A 20,595-nucleotide genomic window follows, 5' to 3' on the forward strand; every position below is an offset into this window, starting at 1 on the left:
ATCCTTATCGGTTCGCCCGGTGCAAAGTGCCGGTGTTTTCCAGTCTCTTCTCTACCAGCCGCGCCCATTCCGGAACCCGGTCGCCGCCGATTTCCAGGTCGAACGACGACTGCAGTTCCGCAGGACCGACGGATGCCGCCCATTTCGCGGTCCGCGCGAGCCCTTCGGTCAAAGGCGTGTCCGCCCAGTTCCCGAAGATGGAGCGCGCCTCTTCCGTGGCGGTGTAGGCCACCGTCACCTCGTTCCTGGACGGCAGGTGGGCGATGGGATGCTCGGGCACCCCGGCGGCCGACCGCACGGCCAGCGCCAGCTCCAGCACGGTGTTGGTGCTCGCCGATCCCACGTTGAGCACCCGTCCCCAGGCACTCTCGGTCTCGGGGGCCCGGCTCACCACGTTCACCACGTCCCCGATGTAGGTGAAGGCCCGCACCTGGCCGCCGTCGCCGTACACCGTGATCGGCTCACCGCGCATGATCTGGTTGAAGAAGATGGCCACCGCGTTGCGGTAGGGGTCGCGCATGTTCTGCCACTCGCCGTACACGTTGTGCATGCGGAAGGCGGTGAACGGAAGCCCCTGCATCCGCATCGTGATCTCAAGCTCGCGCTCGATGACATGCTTGGCGTTGCCGTAGCTGTCCACCGGCACCGGAACCGAGGACTCCCGCATGGGGGTCTGGCCGTGGCCGTACACCGCTACCGACGAGGCGAAGCAGAAGAACGACACCCCCGTCTGCAGTGCGGCGTTGATCAGGGTGATGCTGCCCATCACGTTCGTTCCGTAGTTGAGGCTCTTGACCGAGTGGCTGATCGCCTCGGCGGCGAACGCGGCGAAGTGAAACACCCGATCGAAGCGGCGCTCGTGGAACAGGGTGTCCACGAGGGCGGTGTCGGTCACGGAACCGACGACCAGCTCCGCCCCGGCCGGAACGCGGCTTTCGCTGCCTCCGCTGAGATCGTCGAGAACGGTGACCGTGTGACCGTTCTCGAGCAGACGCTCAGCCAGGTGGGAACCGATGAAACCGGCTCCCCCGGTCACCAGGCAGTGGGTCATCCAGCCTCCTCGGGCTACGCGACGGCGCGCGATTGCTTGAGCGGTTCCCACAGGTCACGGTGGGCTTCGTACCAGCGGACGGTCTCGATCAGGCCGTCCTCGAAGGCGACGCGCGGCTCGTATCCCAGCCGCCGCAGTTTGGCGTCCGACAATGAATATCGGCGGTCGTGTCCCTTTCGGTCCTGGACGCGCTCGACCCGGTCCCAGCCGACTCCGCAGGCGTCGAGCAGCCGCCGGGTAAGCTCGATGTTGGTCAGCTCGGCGGTGCCCGCGATGTGGTAGACCTCCCCCGGCTCGCCACGCTCGGCGACGAGTTGAATGCCACGGCAGTGGTCGTCCACATGGATCCAGTCACGGACGTTGGCGCCGTCTCCGTAGAGGGGCACCGTCAGGCCTTGCAGCAGCCGGGTGGCGAACAACGGAATGATCTTCTCTGGGTACTGGTACGGGCCGTAGTTGTTGCCGCAGCGAGTGATGCTGACCGGTAGCCCATGGGTGCGGAAGTACGCCCGGGCGATCAGGTCGCCACCGGCCTTGGCCGCCGAATAGGGAGAGTTGGGTGCCAGCGGGCTGTCCTCGTCCCACGAACCGGTCTCGATGCTGCCGTAGACCTCGTCGGTGGAGACCTGAACGACGCGGATGCCACCCGCGTCCAGACACGCCTTCAGGAGGCACTGAACGCCCAGCACATTGGTGCGCACGAACGCGGCGGAGTCGGCGATCGACCTGTCGACGTGCGACTCGGCGGCGAAGTTGATCACGACGTCGTGACCGGGCACGAGGTCGGCGAGCAGGTCCTCATCGCAGATGTCGCCCTGTACGAAGACGAGCCGATCCTTGACCGGTTCCAGGTTGGCCGGGTTGCCGGCGTAGGTCAGCCGGTCGAGGACCGTCACCTCGGCCCCGCGCCAGGCCGGATAGGCGCCGGACAGCAGCGCGCGGACGTAGTTCGAGCCCACGAAACCGGCGCCACCGGTGACGAGAAGGCGGGGCATCAGTGGCCTACCTGCACGTCGCTGTGGTCGCCCAGGATGAACCTGTGGGTCTTGGAGACGTCCTGGGTGGCGACCACCCGCGTCTCCCTGCCGATAAGTGACCGCTCCAGGCGGGCGACGCTCTCGATGTGGGCGCCGCGCAACACGATCGAGTGCTCGATCTCACTGTCGATCACCACGCAGTCTCGGTCGATGGAGGTGAACGGCCCTACGAAGGAGCCGTGGACCACCGATCCGGCGCCGAGGACGACCGGGCCAACGATCTTGGAGTCGGTGACGACGGCGCCCGCTTCCACGACGACGTGGCCGATCAGTTCGCTGGCCGTGTCCACCTCGCCCGCCACCGCAGGCTCGATGCCCTCCAGGACGAACCTGTTCACCGCGAGGATGTCCTGGACGCTGCCGGCATCGCGCCAGTAACCCGAGGTGACCACCGAATCGACCCGGTGGCCGTGATCGATCAGCCACTGGATCGCGTCGGTGATCTCCAACTCGTTCCGCCCGGACGGCGTGATCTCCACGACCGCCTGGTGCACGGTCGAGTCGAAGGCGTAAACGCCGATGAGGGCCAGGTCGCCCTTGGGATGCCGAGGCTTCTCCTCGACGCCGACGATGGCGCCGTCCTCGCTCAGCTCCGCCACCCCGAACGCCTGCGGGTCGGTCACCTTCGTCAGCATGACCTGCGCACGCGGGCCTTCGCGGCGGAAGCGGTCCACGAAATCGTTGATGCCGCCGACGACGAAGTTGTCACCCAGGTACATGACGAAGTCGTCGTCCGCCAGGTACTCGCGTGAGATGACCACGGCGTGCGCCAGCCCGCGCGGCTCAGGCTGGAAGATGTAGGTCACCTCCAGCCCGAACATCGAGCCGTCGCCGACCGCCGCCTCGATCTCTTTCCCGGTGGTGTCACCGACGACGATTCCCACCTCACGGATGCCCGCGTCCCGAATCGATTCGAGACCGTAAAACAGCACGGGCTTGTTGGCGATGGGGAGAAGTTGCTTGGCGAATGTGTGTGTGATCGGACGTAAGCGTGAGCCGATTCCGCCCGCCAGCACAAGCGCCTTCACGAGTCGACTCCGACGGACGGGCCGACAGTGGCAGGCTGTTTCACGTAGGCTCCAGTGGTGTCGGCGATCTGGATTCTTCGCAAAGCTACCAAATTCGGATTCATAATTTCCCTACTATCGTCCTCCGGCCCGACGGAAAGATCCGGACGTCACTGATTTCACCGTCTTCCAATAACCGAAAGCGCTTATTTTTCGGGAAATTATCTTCTGCTGCCGTCAGACCTCTGCCAGCAGCCCGGTCAGATAGTCGGCGATGCCCTGGACCGTGGGCCGCTGCCAGAACAGGGTGGCCGGCAGGCTCTGCCCCAGACGTTTTTCCAGCCTCCGGCGGATCACCACCGTCATGACCGAGTCGAGTCCCTGCTCGGCGAGTGGGCGCCGGAGATGCAGGTCCGCGGCGGACAGCCGCATCTCCGTCGCGATCTGGTCTCGCACCTCCTCCAGCACGTGCTCGCGCAGCCGCTCGGGCGGCAGGTCGGCGAACGGCACGGCCTCCTCGGCCGTCCCGGGACCGTCCTCGGCCGACGCGGGCGCGTCGATCACCTGGTAGCGCAGGCCGACCACACTCGCGAGCACATGCCCCGCCTCATCGACGACCACGGCGTCGACCACGTCGGGCCGGTTTTCATCGAGCACCACCTCGATGGTCGCGGTCTCCGGCGGCGCGCCGGCCGTGACCATCTCCTCGATGTGGACCGCCATTCGCAGCAGCCGAACCCCCGGGAAGGCGACCGGAGCTATGGACATCACCGCGTCCAGCGCCGACGCCCAGGTGCTCGCGTCGGCGAAGCACACGCGTGCTCGCAGGACACCGTTGCCCGACAGCAAACTCTCGATGGTCCATTCGAAACCGGTCGACGGCACGCCGACCTCGGTCAACGCCCGGCGCACCAGGCCGGGGTCGGCCGGTTCGAGGCGATACTCCGCGGCGTCCACCAGCGAACCGGGCGCGTGCGCGGGTTGCTCACCGACCCTGGCCTCGGCGTGGACGAGCCAGGCGGGATCCTCCCCACCGTCGTCACCGGCCATGCGTGACGCCAGCCGTACGGCATTGCCGTCCTGGACGACCTGGACCTCCCTGAGGTCGGCCGTGATCAGCGGGTGGTGCATCGCGAGCTCGGCCAGCACCGGCGATCGGCCATCGCGCACGGCCACGTCGAGGAAGGTGACGGCGAACACCGCGGCGGGAACGATCTCCACGCCGTTCAGCGCATGGCTGCCCGGATACGGGCGGCTCGCGTCGTCAAGCGCGGTCTGCCACACCAGCAGCGGGCTTCCGGCGATGCTGGTTCTGGTGCCCAGCAGGCTGGCCGAGGCCACGCTGTGGCCTCGGCCCCTCACCCGCGTCCGCGGACCCGGGCGGTGCCAGTGCGTACGGTGCCGCCACGGATAGACCGGCAGCGTGGCCGGCTCGCCCTTCGGGTGCAGCGCCCGCCAGTCGACGGCGATCCCGCCGCAGTGGGCCTTGGCCACGGCGGTGAGGAAGGTACGGGCTTCCGGGGTGTGCCTGCGCAGAGTCGAGCCGACGAAGGCGTCCTCCACACCGAGCTCGGCCAGAGTCTCGTGGATGGAGTGCGTCACCACCGGATGCGGGGAGATCTCGAGGAAGGCGCGGTGGCCGTCGGCGACGGCCTCACCGACGGCGGCGGCCAAGCGCACCGGGTTGCGAAGGTTCGCCGCCCAGTAGGCGCCGTCGGCCGTCATCGCCGCCCGCGGATCGTCCAGGGCGGTGGTGTAGATCGGAATACGGGCCTGCTTCGGCGTGAGGTCGGCCGCCGCGGCCGCGAGGTCGTGAAGCAGCGGGTCCATGTGCGGGCTGTGGAAGGCCACGTCGGAGGAGACGCGGCGGACCCCGACGCCCTCTCGCGGCCACTGCTCGATCAGCGCCTCGATCGCGTCCCGGTCGCCGGACACCACCGTGGAGTGCGGCGAGGAGGCGATCCCCGCCACCACGTCCGTCCGGTCGCCCAGTCGCGCGGCGGCCTCCGTGAACGGCAGCGTGACCATCGCCATCGCCCCCTTGCCGGAGACCCGGCGCAGAAGCGCCGAACGCCGACAGATCAGCCGGGCCCCTTCCTCCAGCGTCAGGACCCCCGCGGTGACGGCCGCGGCGATCTCGCCGACGGAGTGCCCGATGACGGCGTCCGGGCTCACCCCGCGAGAACGCCAGAGCGCTGCGAGCCCGAGCTGCATCGCGAAGATCATGGTCTGGACGCGGTCGACGTCGTCGAGCGCGTCCTCCAGCAGCACCTGCCTCGGGGAGAACCCGATCTCCTCGCGGTAGATGGGCTCCAGAGCCTCGATCACCTGCGCGAACGCCGGCTCGGCCAGCAGATCGCGGCCCATGCCCGGCCACTGGGAGCCGTGCCCCGAGAAGACCCAGACCGGCCTGGCGTCCTCACCGACAGGTGAACCCGCGACGACACCGTCCGTGGACTCCCCCGCGGCCAGCGCGCGCAGTTCCCCGACGAGCTCGTCGCGGCCCGCGGCCACCACCACCGCTCGCTCGGCCAGGTGCGAGCGGCGCAGGGCCAGCGTGTGCCCGATGGAGGCCAGGTCCCCACCCTGCTCGATCTGGTCGGCCAGGGCCTCGGCCATGGGCTGGAGCGCGGACGGCGACGCGGCCGAGAGGGGAAAGAGCGTCTCGGCTTCGCGCGTGTCCTCTCGCTGTGGCGTCGCCCGGGCCGGGGCCTGCTCCAACAACACGTGCGCGACGGTCCCGCCGTACCCGAAACCGGACACGCCCGCGCGGCGCGGATGGCCGCGCTCGGGCCACGGGATCCGGCCGGTCACCAGCTCCAGCCCCAGCCGATCCCACTCGATCGCCGAGTTGATCTCGGTGGCCAGCACGGTGGACGGGATCTCGGCGCGGTCCAGTGCCAGGACCGCCTTGATGACACCGGCGACGCCGGCCGCGCCCTCCAGGTGGCCGATGTTGGACTTCACCGAGCCGACCAGGCAGGGATCCGTCTGGCCGACGCCGTAGACGGCGCCGATCGCCGCCGCTTCCATCGGATCACCGAGCGGGGTTCCCGTCCCGTGGGCCTCGATGTAGTCCACCGTGCCCGGCTCGATCCCGGCGGCCCGCAACGCGCTTGTCATGACATGTTCCTGCGCCTGGCCGCACGGCGCCATGATCCCGTTGGTCCTGCCGTCCTGGTTGACCGCGCTGCCGCGCAGTACGGCCAGCACCCGGTCACCGTCGCGCTCGGCATCGGCCAGGAGCTTCAGCACCACGACACCGCAGCCTTCGCCGCGGCCGTAGCCGTCGGCGGAGGCGTCGAACGACTTGCTGCGCCCGTCAGGGGCGAGCGCTCCCGCGGCGTCGAGTGTGAGCGACTGTCCGGGCGAGACGAGCAGGTTGACGCCGCCGGCGAGCGCCACGGTGCTCTCCCCCAGGCGCAGGCTCTGCGCCGCGAGGTGCAGGGCCACCAGCGAGGCGGAGCACGCCGTGTCCACCGTCATGCTCGGCCCGCGCAGGTCCAGGGCATGCGAGACGCGGTTGGAGACCGCGCAGTTCGCGGAGCCGATACCGGTCCAGGCGTCGAGGCTCGGCAGGTCCTCCATCTGCCGGCCGCCGTAGTCGTAGGTGCAGATGCCCGCGAAGACGCCCGTGTCGGTTCCGGCCAGTGCGCGGGGCGGGATGCCCGCGTACTCCAGCGCCTGCCAGGCCACCTCAAGGAAGATCCGCTGCTGCGGGTCCATCAGTTCGGCCTCGCGCGGGGAGATACCGAAGAACTCCGCGTCGAAGCCGTCGATCCCGCTCAGGAAGTTGCCCGCCCTGATGACCCGCCGCAGCATGGTCTCGAACTCGGGCCCAAGGTCCCCGTAGGCGTCCCAGCGGCCTTCCGGCACCTCTCCCACGGTGGTCTCGCCACGGGTCAGCAGGTCCCAGAACGCGTCGGGCGAGTTGACGTCTCCCGGGAAACGGCAGCCGATGCCGATCACGGCGAGCGGTTGGTGGGCCGCCTGAGGCGACTGGAGCACGGTGGACTTCACGGATATCCTCTGCTGTCGGCTTTCTAGGCCCATGCGGTCTGCTCCAGGACCTGGACGATCGCGCAGGACAGGACGAGGCCTGGCGCGGTTCCGAGCATCAACATGTGCTCTCCCGGCCTCAGTTCGCCGGTGCGGACCAGATGCTCGAAGGAGAGAATGTGGTCGCTCGCCCCGCAGTGCCCGACGGTGCGGCCGAACTCCCAGGTCGAACGGTCCATCGGCAGGTCCCACGCGGCCATGACGCGCTGCTCGACGACCTCCTTGGAGTAGTTCATGAAAGCCACCCGGGCGATGTCGCCCATCTGGATGCCCGACTCCTCGAGCGCCCGGCCGATCAGGGCCGTCATCTGCTCGGGCATCGTGGCCATGGCCGCCGCCGCGGGGCTCTGAGTGGCGAACTGCTGGCCGATCCTGGCACTGAAGTCCGTGGGCCGCCCGCGGGTGATGCTTGGCGGGAACAGCGGCTCGTCACCGCGGTGCAGCGCCTCGGCCTCGGGGATCGTCTTGGAGCACACCGAGCGAAGCCTCGCGAACCCCGGTCCCTTGGTCAGTACGAGGGCTGAGGCGGCGTCACCGCCGATGAATCCGGGCCCCATCCGCCAGCGGTTGACCAGCGGCGTGCCGTAGTTGTCCGCGGCGACGAGCAGCGCGCTACTGCGCTCCGGTACGGCCAGCAGACAGCCGGCCGCGAGTTCCATCGCGGCCATCATGCCGTTGCAGCCCTGCCGTATCTCCAGCGCGAGCAGGTCGCCGCCCACCAGGTGCCTCTGGAGATAGGAGTGCGGCGGCCAGCCGTCCGGCCCCTGGTGCCAGGTGCTGGCGTACAGGAGAAGGTCGAACCCCAGAGGTGAACCGCCCCATCGCTTGACCGCCTGCTGCGCGGCACGCAGGGCCATCTCCGGGGGTGGGATCTCACCGGCGATCGCGGTCCCGCCGAGTTCGTGCATCTCGACGTCCTCGGAGGGATAGTGGCCGTTCGCGACGGCCCACTCCACGCTCACGGTCGGGGGTATGAAGGTCCCAAGCGCGCCGATGAAGATACCTGGTGTGCGCACGAGTCCGTCTCCTCAGGGGATGATCTCCATCTGGGCCATCATTCCGAGCGCGGAATGCTCGGGGAAATGGCAGTGGTACATGTAACGGCCCAGGTAAGGGGTGTCGAAGGTCATCTGGATGCGCACCGACCCCATCGGTGACACGTAGACGGTGTCCTTGAGACCCGCGTCCTCGGGCAGCGGCGGGCCGTCGTTCCTGCCGATCACCTGGAACTGCAGCAGATGAGTGTGGAAGGGGTGGTCGAAGGGAAACGGTGACACGTCGGCGTTGACGATGTTCCAGATCTCCGTGGCGCCCTGCTTGATCTGTGTGTCCACCCTGTAGGGGTCGAACGGCCTGCCGTTGATCAGGCCGATGGGGGGCCTGACCGACATGTCCATGCTCATGACCATCGTGCGTTCGACGGTGGCGGCGGCGAGCGCCGGCAGCGGAACCAGGTTGTCGGGCACGTCGCTGTGGTCGGAGCGGCCGTGCGCCCGCGACACGTCGAAGCGCAGGATCGGGTTCTCCCCGTCGTACAGATACAGCGGGCCGTGTCCCAGGTGGGGGGCGAAGTCCACGACGATCTCCACTCGCTCGCCCGAGGAGACCTCCAGTTCCGTCCGCTCCACCGGTGCGGGCAGGAGCCCTCCGTCGGTTGCGATCTTCGTCATCGGCACGCCGCCCATGTTCAGCCGGAAGACGTGCTTGAGGGCGGAGTTCAGCAGCCGGAACCGGTACCTGCGCGCGGCGACCGGCAAGTACGGCTGCGCCTTGCCGTTCACCAGGATGGTGGTCCGGTTGTCGGGGTGGCCGAAGACCAGGGCGCCGTCCTCGTCGAACTGCGCGTTGCGCAGCATGATGGGCACGTCGTACGCGCCGTCGGGCAGGTTGAACCGCCGCTCGGCCCTGTCCTCGATCAGGTAGAAGCCGTGCAGGCCGCGGTAGATGTGGTCGGCTTCCAGGCCATGTGTGTGGTCGTGGTACCACAACGTCGCGGCACGCTGCGCGTTCGGATATTCGTAGGCCCTCGTCTGCCCGGGCGGGATGAGGTCCATGGGGTGGCCGTCGTTCTCCGGCGAGACGTGGCCGCCGTGCAGGTGCACGTTGGTCGGCCCGTCCAGCTCGTTCGTGAAGGTCACCCGCGTCCGGCGGCCTGTCCTGGCCCGGATGGTCGGGCCGACGAACTGGCCGCCGTAGGTGAGCACGGGGGTGCTCAGGCCCGGGACGAGTTCCGCCTCGGCGGCCCTGACGGGCAGCGTGTAGATGTCGGTGTCCGAGGTCCTCTGGGACGGCCTGAGCGTCGCGGGCACGGGCATCCGCTGAGTGAACGGGGTGAACGTCACGTTGGTGGCGTCCACCGCTGCGGCGCTCCCCCCGTGGCCGGCGTGATGTGCGTTCGCGGTGGGCGGTGGCGGAGAGAACAGGTCCCCGGTGAGCGGCAGGACCGCGGCACCACCCAGCGCGGTGGCCCCGAGGGTGACGAAACGCCGTCGATTCAGCATACGGATTCCTCGTTCAGCGGGTCCGGCCGATGCCCAGTGTGGGGACGGTTCTCAGGTACAGGCCGGTGACGGAGTCGAACAGGTCGTGGGCGTCGAGCTTGCCCGGCGCCTCACTGACAGGAGCCTTCGGCGTGTTACCCGTGGCCATGAGCCTGGCCTGTTCCGCCGCCAGGAAGAGCTGGTCAACCGAGTTGTCGGCGTGCGTGGAGGAGTCGGCCTGGCTCTCGTGCCTGCCTTCCATGGCGTCGTCCATGTCCGCGATTCCGGCGACGAGCTGGGCGAAGGCTCTGGCCCCGTCCACCTTCTCGTACTCGATCTCCCCCCTCTCGTTCACCAGCGCGTCGGCCAGGCCGAAGTACGCCTCCTTGCCCGCCTGCTGCTGGTAGACGCCGGCGACGAGGGTGAACAGCCGGTCGTAGGCGTTGCGGTACAGGGAGTCATAGAAAGCGCGGGCCTCTTCCTCGCCGACCTCGCCCTCGACGGTGGCCAGGATCGAGGCCGCGGCCAGCATGCCGCTGTAGAGCGCCAGATGCACCCCGGTGGACAGCAGCGGATCGAGAAAGCAGGCGCTGTCGCCCGCGGCGAAGTATCCAGGACCGCAGAAGGAGTCGGAGACGTAGGAGAAGTCCTGCTCGACGCGGACACCGGGCTGATAGGTCCCGTTTTCGAGCAGGCCGCGCACCGACGGGGACTCCTCGATCAGCGACGCCAGCATCGCCTCCAGCGACTCGTGTTCCTTGCGCCGTTCCAGGAACCGCGTCTGATGGCAGACGAACCCCACGCTGTACCTGTCGCCGCGCAGCGGAATGACCCAGTACCAGCCGTCGGGAGCGGAGATGACGTTGATGCCGCCCGACGGGGATCCGGGGAGCAGCGAGCCGCCCTGCCAGTAACCCCAGATGGCGACGTTCTTGAACGTTTCCGTCGGACGGCGGTGCTTGAAGTGCTGTGAGGGGATCAGCCCGGCCCGGCCCGACGCGTCCACGATGAAGTCGTACGCGCCGGTGCGCGACTCGCCCGAGACCGGATCGACCCATTCGGCGCCCACGGCCCGGTCGCCGTCGAACAGCACCTTCTTCACCGCGGCGCCCTGGACCACCGTGGCGCCCTGCTTCACCGCGTTGTTCAGCAGGACATGATCGAATTCATCGCGATCGACCTGCCAGGAGCGCACCCCGGTGCCGAAGATCTTCGCCCAGTCGATCGCCCAGTCTTCCTTGCCCCAGCGCAGCAGCACGCCGGTCTTCTCGGTGTAGCCGCAGGCGTTCACCTCGTCCAGCGCGCCCACGTAGTCGACGATCGTCCGGCACGAGGACGCGATGGACTCGCCGATGTGGTAGCGGGGAAACGTCTCCTTCTCCAGCAGGTGCACCGACAGACCCGCTCTGGCCAGCAGGGCCGCCGCCGTGGAGCCAGCAGGACCGCCGCCGATGACCAAGACCGTGCTTGGCATTGAGCTCCAATCATAAAGCCGAAACAATGTCATCCGACCTAATGACCACTCACTCTACGGTCGGCGAAAATCCAGATCAATGGTGCCGGAAACATCTAGTGGAACATCTAGTATGCAACTCGCCAACCGGCCCTGACAGCATTCTTTGCTATCGTTTTCTCGCGACCCCTGTGAGGATGGCCATGGACAACATGTATGACCGGAGTCCGCTTTGGGAGCGGTACGGAAAAACTCGGATGACAAAAGAGGCGGTAGCGGACCTCGCCAACTTCAAGTCGAACGAGGTGAACTTCAAACTCGCACTTTGGGATCCGCGAGTCAATGGCGTGCGATATTTGAAGACTTTGATTCACGCCTTGAGCTCCGAGCTGAGCGCGGCCAATTGGATGAGGCTCCGCAGAATCCGCAACCGGGAGCTGGGCAACCCCATCGCCATCAGGTACGACGGCGAGACGGTCTGCCTGGATTACCTACAGGCCGTGTTCGAGGTGGAGTTCATCTCGGCCGGCACCGAGCTGGACGGCGCGACGGTCGTGGAGATCGGCGCGGGTTACGGCCGGACCTGCCACGCGATGCTGTCCAATCACGATGTCGCCGGTTACCACATCATCGACCTGGATAATTTGCTGCCGTTGTCCCGCGGCTACCTACGCGCCGTTCTGGACGACAGGCAGTTCGCGAAGGTCCATTTCCATTCTGTGGATGACGTGACCACCCTTTTTCGCGACCACCGCTTCGAGCTTTGTGTCAACATCGACTCATTCGCGGAGATGAACGCGGAGACGGTGTACGCGTATCTCGCCCGCATCGCGGAAAGCTGCCACCACCTCTACGTGAACAATCCGGTCGGGAAGTATATGGACAGGAATCTGGACGGCCACTCCCAGGGGAACGAGGTGGTCACCCTGGCGCTGCGGACAGGACTTCTGCGCGACATCATTGATATTCACGACAACCAGGTGGTCGAGTCCCAGTCACGTAAGTTCGTCACCGCCTATCTGCCCGGTGACGACTGGCGTTGCGTCGCCGAGGGCCGGACGGTCCCGTGGCCGTACTACTGGCAGGCGCTCTACCGGAACGAAAGATGACCCGGCCGCTGATCACGGTGCTCGGCGCCTCCGGGTTCGTGGGTTCCGCGGTGCTGGCGGCGCTCGCCGAACGCCCCGTCACCGTGCGGGCCGTCGCGCGCAGGCCTGCGGCGGTGTCGTCGACGGGTCGGGCCGACTTTGAGACGCGCACGGCCGACCTGACCGTCCCCGGTAACCTCTCGGCCGCGGTGGCAGGGGCGGACGCGGTGGTCAATCTCGTGCTCGACGCCGCGGGCTGGCGCGGCGCCGACCCCTTCGCGAGCGCCCGGGTCAACGTGGGCGTGATGCGCGATCTCCTCGACTGCCTCCGGGCGTCCCCCCGGCGGCGGCCCCCCGTGGTCGCCTTCGCCGGTTCCGTCTCCCAGGTGGGCCTGGTGTTCAAGACGCCTATCGACGGCACCGAGCCCGATCGTCCCCAGACCGTCTACGACCGCCAGAAGCAGGCGGCGGAGAACCTGCTGAAGCGGGCCTCGCGCGCGGGCGTCGTCCGAGGGCTCTCCCTGCGACTGCCCACGGTGTTCGGCGGCGGCGGCGCCGACCGGGGGGTCCTGGCGACGATGGCGCGGCGAGCCCTGGCCGGCGAATCGATCGACATGTGGCACGACGGGACGGTGGAGAGGGACCTGCTCCACGTCCGCGATGTGGCCGACGCCTTCGTGGCGGCGCTTGATCACGCCGACTCCCTGACCGGCCGTCACTGGCTGCTCGGGCGGGGTCGTAGCGAGCCGATCGGCGAGGTCTTCAGGACCATCGCCGAGCTGGCGTCCGCGCACACCGGGCGGCCACCCGTGCCGGTGGTCTCCGTCCCGCCCCCCGCCGGCGCCCCGCGCACCGACTTCGCCAGCGTGGCGGTGGACGCCACCGCCTTCCGCTCGGTCACGGGATGGCGTCCCCGGCTGCCCCTGCGCGAGGCTCTCATCGCGATGACACGGGCTCTTGCCGAAACTTCGCCGTCAGTTCACGGCAACGCCGGTAGTCGGGCAGCAGGCCCAGGCTCCGAGCCTGTTCGAGGCTCGGTGCCGCCCGGTCGCGGTCAGACAGGATGACCTCGATACCCTCGGGCAAGGGGAGCCGCAGCGCGGGGTCGAAGGGCGACAGCGCCAGCTCGTTCTCCGGCACGTACTCCTGCGACAGGGTGTAAGACATCATGCTGTCGTCCTGCAGCGCGACGAACAGATGGCCGACGCCCACGGGAAGGTAGAGGGAGTCGCGGTTCGCGGCGTCGAGGGTGACGCAGTCCCACTGACTGAACGTGGGGGAACCGACCCGCACGTCCACGACCACGTCCAGCACCCGCCCCCGGGGACAGCAGACGAGTTTGGCCGTGCCCGGCGGGGTGGCCGTGAAGTGCACACCCCGCACGACGCCCCTGCGGGAGACGCTGTAGCTGATCTGGCCCACCGGGAACAACGCATGCCCGACCGTCTCGGCGAACACCGACTTCAGAAACGGCGAGAGAAAGAAGCCTCGCTCATCCGGGTACACAGCCGGGGCGAACACGAAGGCGCCCTCGACTGCCAGCTCACGCGCCTGCAATGTGGACCTCGGGGACATAGAGGATCCACTGCCCGCCCGCCCTGCGGAACTCCTGCTCCTTGGCCATGATTTCCTCGGCGTGGTTCCATGCGAACAGCAGCGCGTAGTCGGCGGCTTCGGCGGCGAAGGCGTCCGGCGACCGGACGGGGATGTGCATCCCCGGTGTCAGCCGTCCCTGCTTGGCCGGCGTCGTGTCGCACACCCACGCCACCAGGTCGGGGCCGATGCCGCAGAAGTTGGTCACGGTGGCGCTCTTGGCCGTCGCGCCGTACGCGACGACTGTCTTCCCCTCGTCCTTCAGCCGGCGCAGCAGGCCGACCAGATCGTCGCGGATGCCGTGGATGTCGGCGACGAAGCGGTGCAGCCGGCGCAGGTCCGACAGGCCGCGCGCGTCCTCCTCGGCGATCAGCCGCGCAAGGGCCTCCGAGGGGCGGCGCGCCCCGGCGCGGGCGATCGTGTAGCGCACCTCGCCGCCGTGCACCGGCAGCCGCTCGGCGTCGATCAGCTCGAACCCGAAGCGTGCCGCCATCGCCTGCACCGAGCGTGCGGTGAAAAAGAAGAAGTGCTCGTCGTAGATCTGGTCGAAGGACCTCTTCTCCAGAATGTCACCCAGGTAGGGGTCCTCGAAGACGAAGACGCCGCCGGGGGCGAGCAGCGCGTCGACGCCGCGGAAGACGGACTTCAGGTAGGGGATGTGGCAGATCGTGTTGGCTCCGTAGATGACGTCGGCGGAGCCTTCGCTCTCATGAACCTCGATCGCGCTCACCTCCTCGAAGAAGTCACCGCGCACCCGCAGGCCGCTCGCCCGCGCCACGTCGGCCACCTTGCCCGACGGCTCGAATCCAAGGTGCCGGACGCCGGCCTCGTGGATGGTGCGCAGCAGCACCCCGTCGTTGGAACCGATCTCGACGATGAAGGGATCTGGGCCGGTCAGCTCGGTCTTCAGAAAGCGGCGCGCGGTGTCCTCGAAGTGCTTCTGCATCACCGACGATCCGGAGGAGTAGTACGGGTAGTCCTCGTGAAACATCTTCTCCCTCGGCACCTCCTCCACGAGCTGCACCATCGTGCAGTCCTCGCACACGCCGACGGCGAGGCGGTAGAAGAACTCGCCGGGCAGGCCGGGTCCGCTTCGGAAATGGTCGGAAAGCGGCTGGCGGCCGAGGTCAAGGAACTCCACGACGTCGCCGTCGCACACCCGGCACGTGCTCATCACGATCTCCTTCGGTTTCACGGTGTTGTCAACACCTCACGCAGAGCGTCGATCACTACGACCTGGACATCAAGGGATATCGGTGGACACCGGCGGACGCTCCGCGGCCTCGCTCCGAATCCGCACCGAAGCCGGCAAACAGGCCGACCATGGTCCCGCCCTCCGGCCCGATCGACGCCCCGGCCCTGTCGTCGACATCGCACGTTTCCGTTTCCACAGTTTCGGCCGGTTATGCCGAGCCCTCCACGAAGCCCTGGCACAGAGCACCATAAAATATGTTGACGGACCGATTTGAAAGCATCCAATTAAAGATGATCAAGGAGTCTAGGAAAACACTTAATCTTTCCGGGGCGTTGTGCGGCGGCCGCCCGGTTGAATATACATTTAGCCGACCCGGATCGGAGGACTTGTGAAGATACTCTTTATCGCCGGACCGACGAAGTCGAGCGTATTCGGCCTCGCCCCCCTCGCGACCGCCGCCCGGGCGCGCGGCCATCACATCATCCTCGCCTCCTCACCGGAGGCCGTGTCCGCGGCCGTGGGCATCGGCGTACCGGCGTTCTCGATGACTGCGCTGACCCTGACGCAGCTGATGACACTGGATCGCGCGGGCAACGACCTGCGCGTCCCGCAGAACGAGGCGGAGATACCGCTCTTCGTCGGCGGCATGTTCGGGCGGCTGGCCGCCGCCGGCTTCGACCGCCTGCACGACCTGGTGACCGACTGGCAGCCCGACCTCGTCATCGGCGGCCCGCATTCCTATGCCGCGCCCATGCTGGCCGGCCCGCTTGGACTGCCGTGCGTACGGCACCTGCTGACCGGGAACACGGCCGACAGGGAAGGCGTCCATCCCGGAGTGGAGGAGGAACTCCGCCCCGAGCTGGACAAACTGGGGCTGGAGCACATCCCCGCCTTCGACCTGACCGTCGACATCTTCCCAGCGAGCCTCCGGCCCGAGGGCGCCGGCCCCGTGCAGCCATTGCGGTGGACCCCGACGAACGAGCAGCGTCCACTCGAACCATGGATGTTCAACCGGGGAGAACGCCACAGGGTGGTGATAACCGCGGGCAGCCTCGCGACCACCAACCACAGCCTGGCCTTCCTCCTCGGTCTCGTCGACGTCTTCACGGCCCTGGACGTCGAGGTGATAGTCGCGACGCCGGACGAGGTGGCGGAGAGGTTGCGCGGCGAGCACGGCATCGCCCACGCCGGCTGGTTCCCGCTGGACGCGGCGCTGCGCACTTGTGACCTGATCGTCCACCACTCCGGCACCATGACCGCGCTGGCCGCGCTGAACTCCGGGGTGCCGCAGCTGATCATCCCGCAGGAGAGCAGGTCCGTCGGGTGGGCGCAGATGCTCGCCACCGCGCACGCCGCGATCACGCTGCCCCCCCGGGAGGACAGCCCTGACGTTCTGGCCGCCGCCGGCCGGGAACTGCTGAACAACCCCCTGTACACCCGGGGTGCGGGCGAGATCTCCAGGGAGATCGCCGAGATGCCCCCGCCCACCGACGTCGTCGGCGTCCTGGAAAAGCTCGTGGGAGCCTAGGAGTAGCATGCGCGTGCTCGTGACCGGTGGATGCGGGTTCATAGGTTCACATCTGACGGACGCGTTGTCCGAGCGAGGTGATGCGGTAACCGTTCTCGACGACCTGTCCACCGGCCTGGCCGGACGTGTGGACCCGCAGGTCGTCGTCCACCTACAGTCGATCACGGACGCCGCGGCGCTCACCGGGGTGGTACAGCGGGTCCGCCCGGCCGTGATCTGCCATCTGGCGGCCCAGGCCGACGTGCGGATCTCGGTCGCCGCGCCCGCGACGGACGCGGGGATCAACGTGGTCGGCACCGTCAACGTGCTGGAGGCCGCGCGCGCGGTCGGCGCCAGGGTCGTCTTCGCCTCCACCGGCGGCGCCCTGTACGGCACCGCCACCGAGAGCCCCTCCCCCGAAGGGCTCACGCCCAAGCCCGAGTCCCCCTACGGCACCGCCAAACACTGCGCCGAGCAGTACATCGGCCTCTACAACAGGTTGTACGGCACCGGCCACGCCGTGCTCCGGCTCGGCAACGTCTACGGCCCGCGCCAGGACCCCTCGGGAGAGGCCGGCGTCGTGGCGATCTTCTGCGGCCAAGTCCTGCGTGAGCAACGGCCGACCGTGTACGGCGACGGCAGGCAGACCCGCGACTACGTTTACGTCGGCGACGTCGTCGAGGCCTTCCTCGCCGCGATCGACCACGGGGGGCCCGGAGTATGGAACATCGGCACCGGGAAACCGGCCACCGTCCTGGACGTCCTGGAGGTCATCGGACGGGTCGCCGACCGTACCCCTGAGCCGTTGTTCGCCCACCCCCGCGCCGGCGAGTCGCTGCGCTCCGCCCTGGAGGTGAGCAGCGCGGCCGCCGAGCTGAAGTGGCGCGCCCGCACCTCCCTCGGCGAAGGGATCGCCCGGGTTTACGCGTGGGCGGCGGCCGGTAGTCCGATTCGCGCCCAGCGCTGATATTTGGGGTTCTCCTCAGTTTTCCGGAGATTTCCTCCGCGTACAGTGATGCCATGCCTTCATCGGGAAAGGGAGTTCCTTGACGAGCGCACCGGAACGATCCCGTCACCTTTATCGAGAGATGCGCCTGATCCGCGAATTCGAAGAGCGCTGCCTTGAAATGGCCATTTCCGGGGAACTCGTGGGTGGAATTCATCCGTACATCGGCCAGGAGGCGGTCGCGGTGGGCGTGTGCTCCAGCCTGGCGGTGAACGACGTCATCACCAGCACACACAGGGGACACGGGCACGTGCTGGCCAAAGGGGCCGATCCGAAGCGGATGCTGGCCGAACTGTGCGGCAGCACCGAGGGCCTCAACCGCGGCCGCGGCGGCTCGATGCACGCGGCCGACGTCGGCCTGGGGATCTTCGGCGCGAACGGGATCGTGGGAGCGGGCGCACCCATCGCGGTCGGCGCGGCGTGGGCGGCCAGACGGGCCGGCCGCGATCAGGTGGCGGTGAGCTTCTTCGGCGACGGGGCACTGAGCCAGGGGGTCGTGCTGGAGGCGTTCAACCTGGCCGCGCTCTGGTCACTGCCTGTCGTGTTCGTCTGTGAGAACAACGGGTACGCGACCAGCCTGCCGGTGACCACGGCGCTGGCGGGCGATCCGGTACAGCGGGCCGCCGGCTTCGGCGTCACAGCGCGCACGGTTGACGGCATGGACGTCGAGGCGGTGGCCGAGGCGGCGGCCGAGGCGGTCGACGGCTGCCGGCGCGGCGCCGGCCCCTACTTCCTGGAGTGCCGGACCTACCGCTTCAACGGCCATCACTCTTTCGAGCACCAGGTGGGACTCAACTACCGCGACGACGACGAGGTCGCCCGCTGGCGCGATCGCGACCCGCTGACGCTGCAGGCCGACCGTCTCCCGGCAGATGTCGTCGACGCCGCGGACGAGGAGGTCGCCGCGCTCGTGGCCGACGCCGTGACGTTCGCCCGATCAAGTCCCACGCCGGATCCGGGAGACGCGCTGCTCTACCTCTACGCCAACCAGATGAAGACACGAACCGGGGCGGTGCTCTGATGGCGCATCTGACGTACATCGCCGCGCTGAACCAGGCTCTGCGCGACGAGATGGGCCGCGACGAGCGGGTGTTCGTCCTCGGTGAGGACGTCCGGCTCGGCCTGACCGGCATCACGTCAGGGCTGGCCACGGCCTACGGCGAGGACCGCGTGGTCGACATGCCGCTGTCGGAACAGGGCTTCACCAGCCTCGCGACCGGCGCGGCGATGGCGGGCCAGCGCCCGGTCGTGGAGTACCAGATCCCGTCCCTGCTGTACCTGGTGTTCGAGCAGATCGCCAATCAGGCGCACAAGTTCTCGCTGATGACCGGCGGCCAGGTGAGCGTTCCCGTCACATACCTGGTGCCGGGCTCGGGCTCGCGCTCAGGCATGGCCGGGCAGCACTCCGACCATCCCTACAGCCTCTTCGCGCACGTGGGAATCAAGACCGTCGTGCCGGCAACGCCGTCGGACGCCTACGGTCTGCTGCTGTCGGCGATCCGCGACCCCGATCCCGTCGCCGTGTTCGCCCCCACGCTCCTGATGGGAACGGCCGAGGAGATCACCGGAGAACCGGGGCCGGTTCCGCTCGGCAGTGCCAGGGTCCACCGCGAGGGCACCGATGTCACTGTGGTCGCCATCGGTCACCTGGTGCAGACCGCCCTGCAGGTCGCGGCCGAGCTGGCCGACGAGGTCTCGATCGAGGTCGTCGACCCCAGGACCGTCTACCCGATCGACTGGGCGACGCTGGGTGCGTCCGTCGCGAAGACCGGGCGGCTGGTGGTGATGGACGACTCCAACCGCGCGTGTGGCCTGGGCGGCGAGATCCTGGCCACGGCGGCCGAGGAGTTCGCGCTGGTCGCCCCGCCGAAGCGGGTGTCACGGCCGGACGGGGCAGTCATCCCGTACGCGCTCGCGCTGGATCACGCGCTGCTGCCCAGCGCGCGACAGCTCACCGAGGCCCTTCGCGCCGTACTGAAGTGATACGCGTGATCGACGCGGCAACGAGGCCGGACAGGCCCGCGGCACAGGCCGGGGATGTACTGCGGACAGCCACCCTCCATCGTCGCGTCGTCGGCGTCGTCCGGATGTCGAGCCCCGGCGCGTCCGGCGCGGGTCCGTTCGTGCCTCGTCCTGGCGCCACCGGGCCGGCGCGCCCTACCTCGGCGGTCTCGAAATCGCGTGCCGTGGAATTCGGGTTCCTGCGCCGGAATTCCGCCGGTGAAGGTTCTCCCTTCACCCGCATTACTTCCCCCGGGGAAAGCTCCCGGCCACAGACGATACAGGGGGCCGGGAGACGAGTCGCGACTTTATGCCGGAGAATAGGGAATCAACTAGTTTTGTCGGAAAATCCATGGTCACAGTCGATTATTGAATAATAGCCGTGCAAGACTCGCCACGATGCCTTGATGATGCTGGAGCGAGTTGTCGTGACTGGATACAGTGCCACCGCGTTGGATGTCGGCGGAGTCATTTACTATGACGAGCCTTTCGAGCTCGCCTGGCTCCAGGGCACGTTCGAACGGCTGTGCGCCACCGACCAGGGAATGACCCTCGGGACTTTTGCCGAACAGGTCGAGCGGCACTACTCGGGGGATGAGATCCTTGCCCGTTCCGAGGAGGCGGCGGAGAGCTGGATACGCGTCCGTGGCGCCTGGGGCGAACTCGCTCAGGAGATTCCCGGCGCGGTGCGGGCCGTCGCCAGGCTGTCCAGGGAGATGCGCACGGTCATCGTGGCCAACCAGCCACCGGAGTGCGCCGGCGTCCTTTCTGCCTGGGGGGTCAGCGCCGCCTGCGAGGCGGTGTTCCTCGACTCGCTCGTGGGGGTGGCCAAGCCTGACCCGGCGCTGCTCGGGATGGCCCTGGACCATCTCGGCGTGCCTCCGGCCGACCTGCTGATGGTGGGCAACCGGGTCGATCACGATGTCCTGCCCGCACTGGGCCTGGGATGCGCCGTGGCCTTCGTCATGGAGGACTCGGGTTACCGCCGCCCCTTCGGGGTGCATCCGGATCTGGAGAGGGCGTATCGCGCGATCCGCTCCTCCAGGCCCGTTCCCACCGAGGGAGAGCGGATCACGATCACCGCCTCCCTGGCCGAGTTGAGTACCGGCTCTTACTGA

At 68.1% G+C, this 20,595-nt stretch carries 15 protein-coding genes and 1 pseudogene; 7 read left to right on the plus strand and 9 right to left on the minus strand.

The features are described 5' to 3' along the window. Nucleotides 1–4 precede the first annotated feature (4 nt). The 7 genes from ABZ664_RS31710 to ABZ664_RS31740 all read right to left on the minus strand — a co-directional run bounded on the left by ABZ664_RS31710 (nt 5) and on the right by ABZ664_RS31740 (nt 11,108). Nucleotides 5–1,051: an NAD-dependent epimerase/dehydratase family protein gene (locus ABZ664_RS31710; protein WP_362517940.1), complete on the minus strand. Its 1,047-nt coding sequence runs from the start codon at nt 1,049–1,051 to the stop codon at nt 5–7. Between the two features lie 14 nt (nt 1,052–1,065). Beyond that, nucleotides 1,066–2,046 (minus strand): dTDP-glucose 4,6-dehydratase, encoded by a 981-nt coding sequence (gene rfbB / locus ABZ664_RS31715; RefSeq protein ID WP_362517943.1) that lies wholly within the window; start codon nt 2,044–2,046, stop codon nt 1,066–1,068. Next, complete coding sequence (locus tag ABZ664_RS31720) at nt 2,046–3,116, minus strand: glucose-1-phosphate thymidylyltransferase (RefSeq protein ID WP_362517945.1); 1,071 nt, start codon at nt 3,114–3,116, stop codon at nt 2,046–2,048. Before ABZ664_RS31720 ends, rfbB begins: the two co-directional genes overlap by 1 nt. A 216-nt stretch (nt 3,117–3,332) precedes the next feature. Continuing rightward, complete coding sequence (locus ABZ664_RS31725; protein ID WP_362517948.1) at nt 3,333–7,115, minus strand: acyltransferase domain-containing protein; 3,783 nt, start codon at nt 7,113–7,115, stop codon at nt 3,333–3,335. Nucleotides 7,116–7,138: 23 nt separating this feature from the next. Beyond that, nucleotides 7,139–8,170 (minus strand): ketoacyl-ACP synthase III family protein, encoded by a 1,032-nt coding sequence (locus ABZ664_RS31730; RefSeq protein WP_362517950.1) that lies wholly within the window; start codon nt 8,168–8,170, stop codon nt 7,139–7,141. Nucleotides 8,171–8,182: 12 nt separating this feature from the next. Further along, complete coding sequence (locus ABZ664_RS31735) at nt 8,183–9,655, minus strand: multicopper oxidase family protein (protein ID WP_362517953.1); 1,473 nt, start codon at nt 9,653–9,655, stop codon at nt 8,183–8,185. A 13-nt stretch (nt 9,656–9,668) separates the two neighbouring features. After that, entirely contained in the window at nt 9,669–11,108 is a 1,440-nt protein-coding gene (locus tag ABZ664_RS31740; protein WP_362517956.1) for an NAD(P)/FAD-dependent oxidoreductase, read from the minus strand. A 182-nt stretch (nt 11,109–11,290) separates the two neighbouring features. Between ABZ664_RS31740 and ABZ664_RS31745 the strand changes: the two genes are divergently transcribed. Continuing rightward, nucleotides 11,291–12,196 (plus strand): putative sugar O-methyltransferase, encoded by a 906-nt coding sequence (locus ABZ664_RS31745; protein WP_362517959.1) that lies wholly within the window; start codon nt 11,291–11,293, stop codon nt 12,194–12,196. After that, nucleotides 12,193–13,101: pseudogene (locus tag ABZ664_RS31750) on the plus strand (NAD-dependent epimerase/dehydratase family protein); the annotation flags it as partial. The gene ABZ664_RS31745 and the pseudogene ABZ664_RS31750, both read left to right, overlap by 4 nt. Nucleotides 13,102–13,111: 10 nt before the next feature. Here ABZ664_RS31750 and ABZ664_RS31755 read toward each other — a convergent pair. Continuing rightward, the gene (locus ABZ664_RS31755; RefSeq protein ID WP_362517962.1) at nt 13,112–13,750 is read right to left on the minus strand and encodes a dTDP-4-dehydrorhamnose 3,5-epimerase family protein; all 639 of its coding nucleotides are present in this window, start codon (nt 13,748–13,750) and stop codon (nt 13,112–13,114) included. After that, nucleotides 13,719–14,942, minus strand: a complete 1,224-nt coding sequence (locus ABZ664_RS31760) for a class I SAM-dependent methyltransferase (RefSeq protein WP_362517964.1) — start codon at nt 14,940–14,942, stop codon at nt 13,719–13,721. Before ABZ664_RS31760 ends, ABZ664_RS31755 begins: the two co-directional genes overlap by 32 nt. 409 nt (nt 14,943–15,351) lie before the next feature. Here ABZ664_RS31760 and ABZ664_RS31765 point away from each other — a divergent pair, with 409 nt between their 5' ends. From ABZ664_RS31765 to ABZ664_RS31785, 5 genes are all read left to right on the plus strand, one after another. Then, on the plus strand, nt 15,352–16,491 hold the full coding sequence (locus tag ABZ664_RS31765; RefSeq protein WP_362517968.1) for a glycosyltransferase: 1,140 nt from the start codon (nt 15,352–15,354) through the stop codon (nt 16,489–16,491). Between the two features lie 7 nt (nt 16,492–16,498). Beyond that, nucleotides 16,499–17,437, plus strand: a complete 939-nt coding sequence (locus ABZ664_RS31770; RefSeq protein ID WP_362517971.1) for an NAD-dependent epimerase/dehydratase family protein — start codon at nt 16,499–16,501, stop codon at nt 17,435–17,437. Between the two features lie 121 nt (nt 17,438–17,558). Continuing rightward, a complete protein-coding gene (locus ABZ664_RS31775; protein ID WP_362517974.1) occupies nt 17,559–18,497 on the plus strand; it encodes a thiamine pyrophosphate-dependent dehydrogenase E1 component subunit alpha in 939 nt (312 codons plus the stop codon). Then, on the plus strand, nt 18,497–19,459 hold the full coding sequence (locus ABZ664_RS31780; protein ID WP_362517977.1) for a transketolase C-terminal domain-containing protein: 963 nt from the start codon (nt 18,497–18,499) through the stop codon (nt 19,457–19,459). The genes ABZ664_RS31775 and ABZ664_RS31780 overlap by 1 nt, the downstream gene beginning before the upstream one ends. A 446-nt stretch (nt 19,460–19,905) precedes the next feature. After that, nucleotides 19,906–20,595 (plus strand): HAD family hydrolase, encoded by a 690-nt coding sequence (locus ABZ664_RS31785; protein WP_362517981.1) that lies wholly within the window; start codon nt 19,906–19,908, stop codon nt 20,593–20,595.

It is taken from the genome of Streptosporangium sp. NPDC006930, assembly GCF_040635605.1.
Taxonomy (GTDB): domain Bacteria; phylum Actinomycetota; class Actinomycetes; order Streptosporangiales; family Streptosporangiaceae; genus Streptosporangium.

What these genes read in the sequence shown, in the direction of transcription:
- ABZ664_RS31780 (WP_362517977.1), top strand. Translation starts at nt 18,497, where the DNA reads ATGGCGCATCTGACGTACATCGCCGCGCTGAACCAGGCTCTGCGCGAC.
- ABZ664_RS31760 (WP_362517964.1), bottom strand. Translation starts at nt 14,942, where the DNA reads ATGAGCACGTGCCGGGTGTGCGACGGCGACGTCGTGGAGTTCCTTGAC.
- ABZ664_RS31770 (WP_362517971.1), top strand. Translation starts at nt 16,499, where the DNA reads ATGCGCGTGCTCGTGACCGGTGGATGCGGGTTCATAGGTTCACATCTG.
- ABZ664_RS31710 (WP_362517940.1), bottom strand. Translation starts at nt 1,051, where the DNA reads ATGACCCACTGCCTGGTGACCGGGGGAGCCGGTTTCATCGGTTCCCAC.
- ABZ664_RS31735 (WP_362517953.1), bottom strand. Translation starts at nt 9,655, where the DNA reads ATGCTGAATCGACGGCGTTTCGTCACCCTCGGGGCCACCGCGCTGGGT.
- ABZ664_RS31745 (WP_362517959.1), top strand. Translation starts at nt 11,291, where the DNA reads ATGGACAACATGTATGACCGGAGTCCGCTTTGGGAGCGGTACGGAAAA.
- ABZ664_RS31775 (WP_362517974.1), top strand. Translation starts at nt 17,559, where the DNA reads ATGCGCCTGATCCGCGAATTCGAAGAGCGCTGCCTTGAAATGGCCATT.
- ABZ664_RS31755 (WP_362517962.1), bottom strand. Translation starts at nt 13,750, where the DNA reads ATGTCCCCGAGGTCCACATTGCAGGCGCGTGAGCTGGCAGTCGAGGGC.
- rfbB (WP_362517943.1), bottom strand. Translation starts at nt 2,046, where the DNA reads ATGCCCCGCCTTCTCGTCACCGGTGGCGCCGGTTTCGTGGGCTCGAAC.
- ABZ664_RS31740 (WP_362517956.1), bottom strand. Translation starts at nt 11,108, where the DNA reads ATGCCAAGCACGGTCTTGGTCATCGGCGGCGGTCCTGCTGGCTCCACG.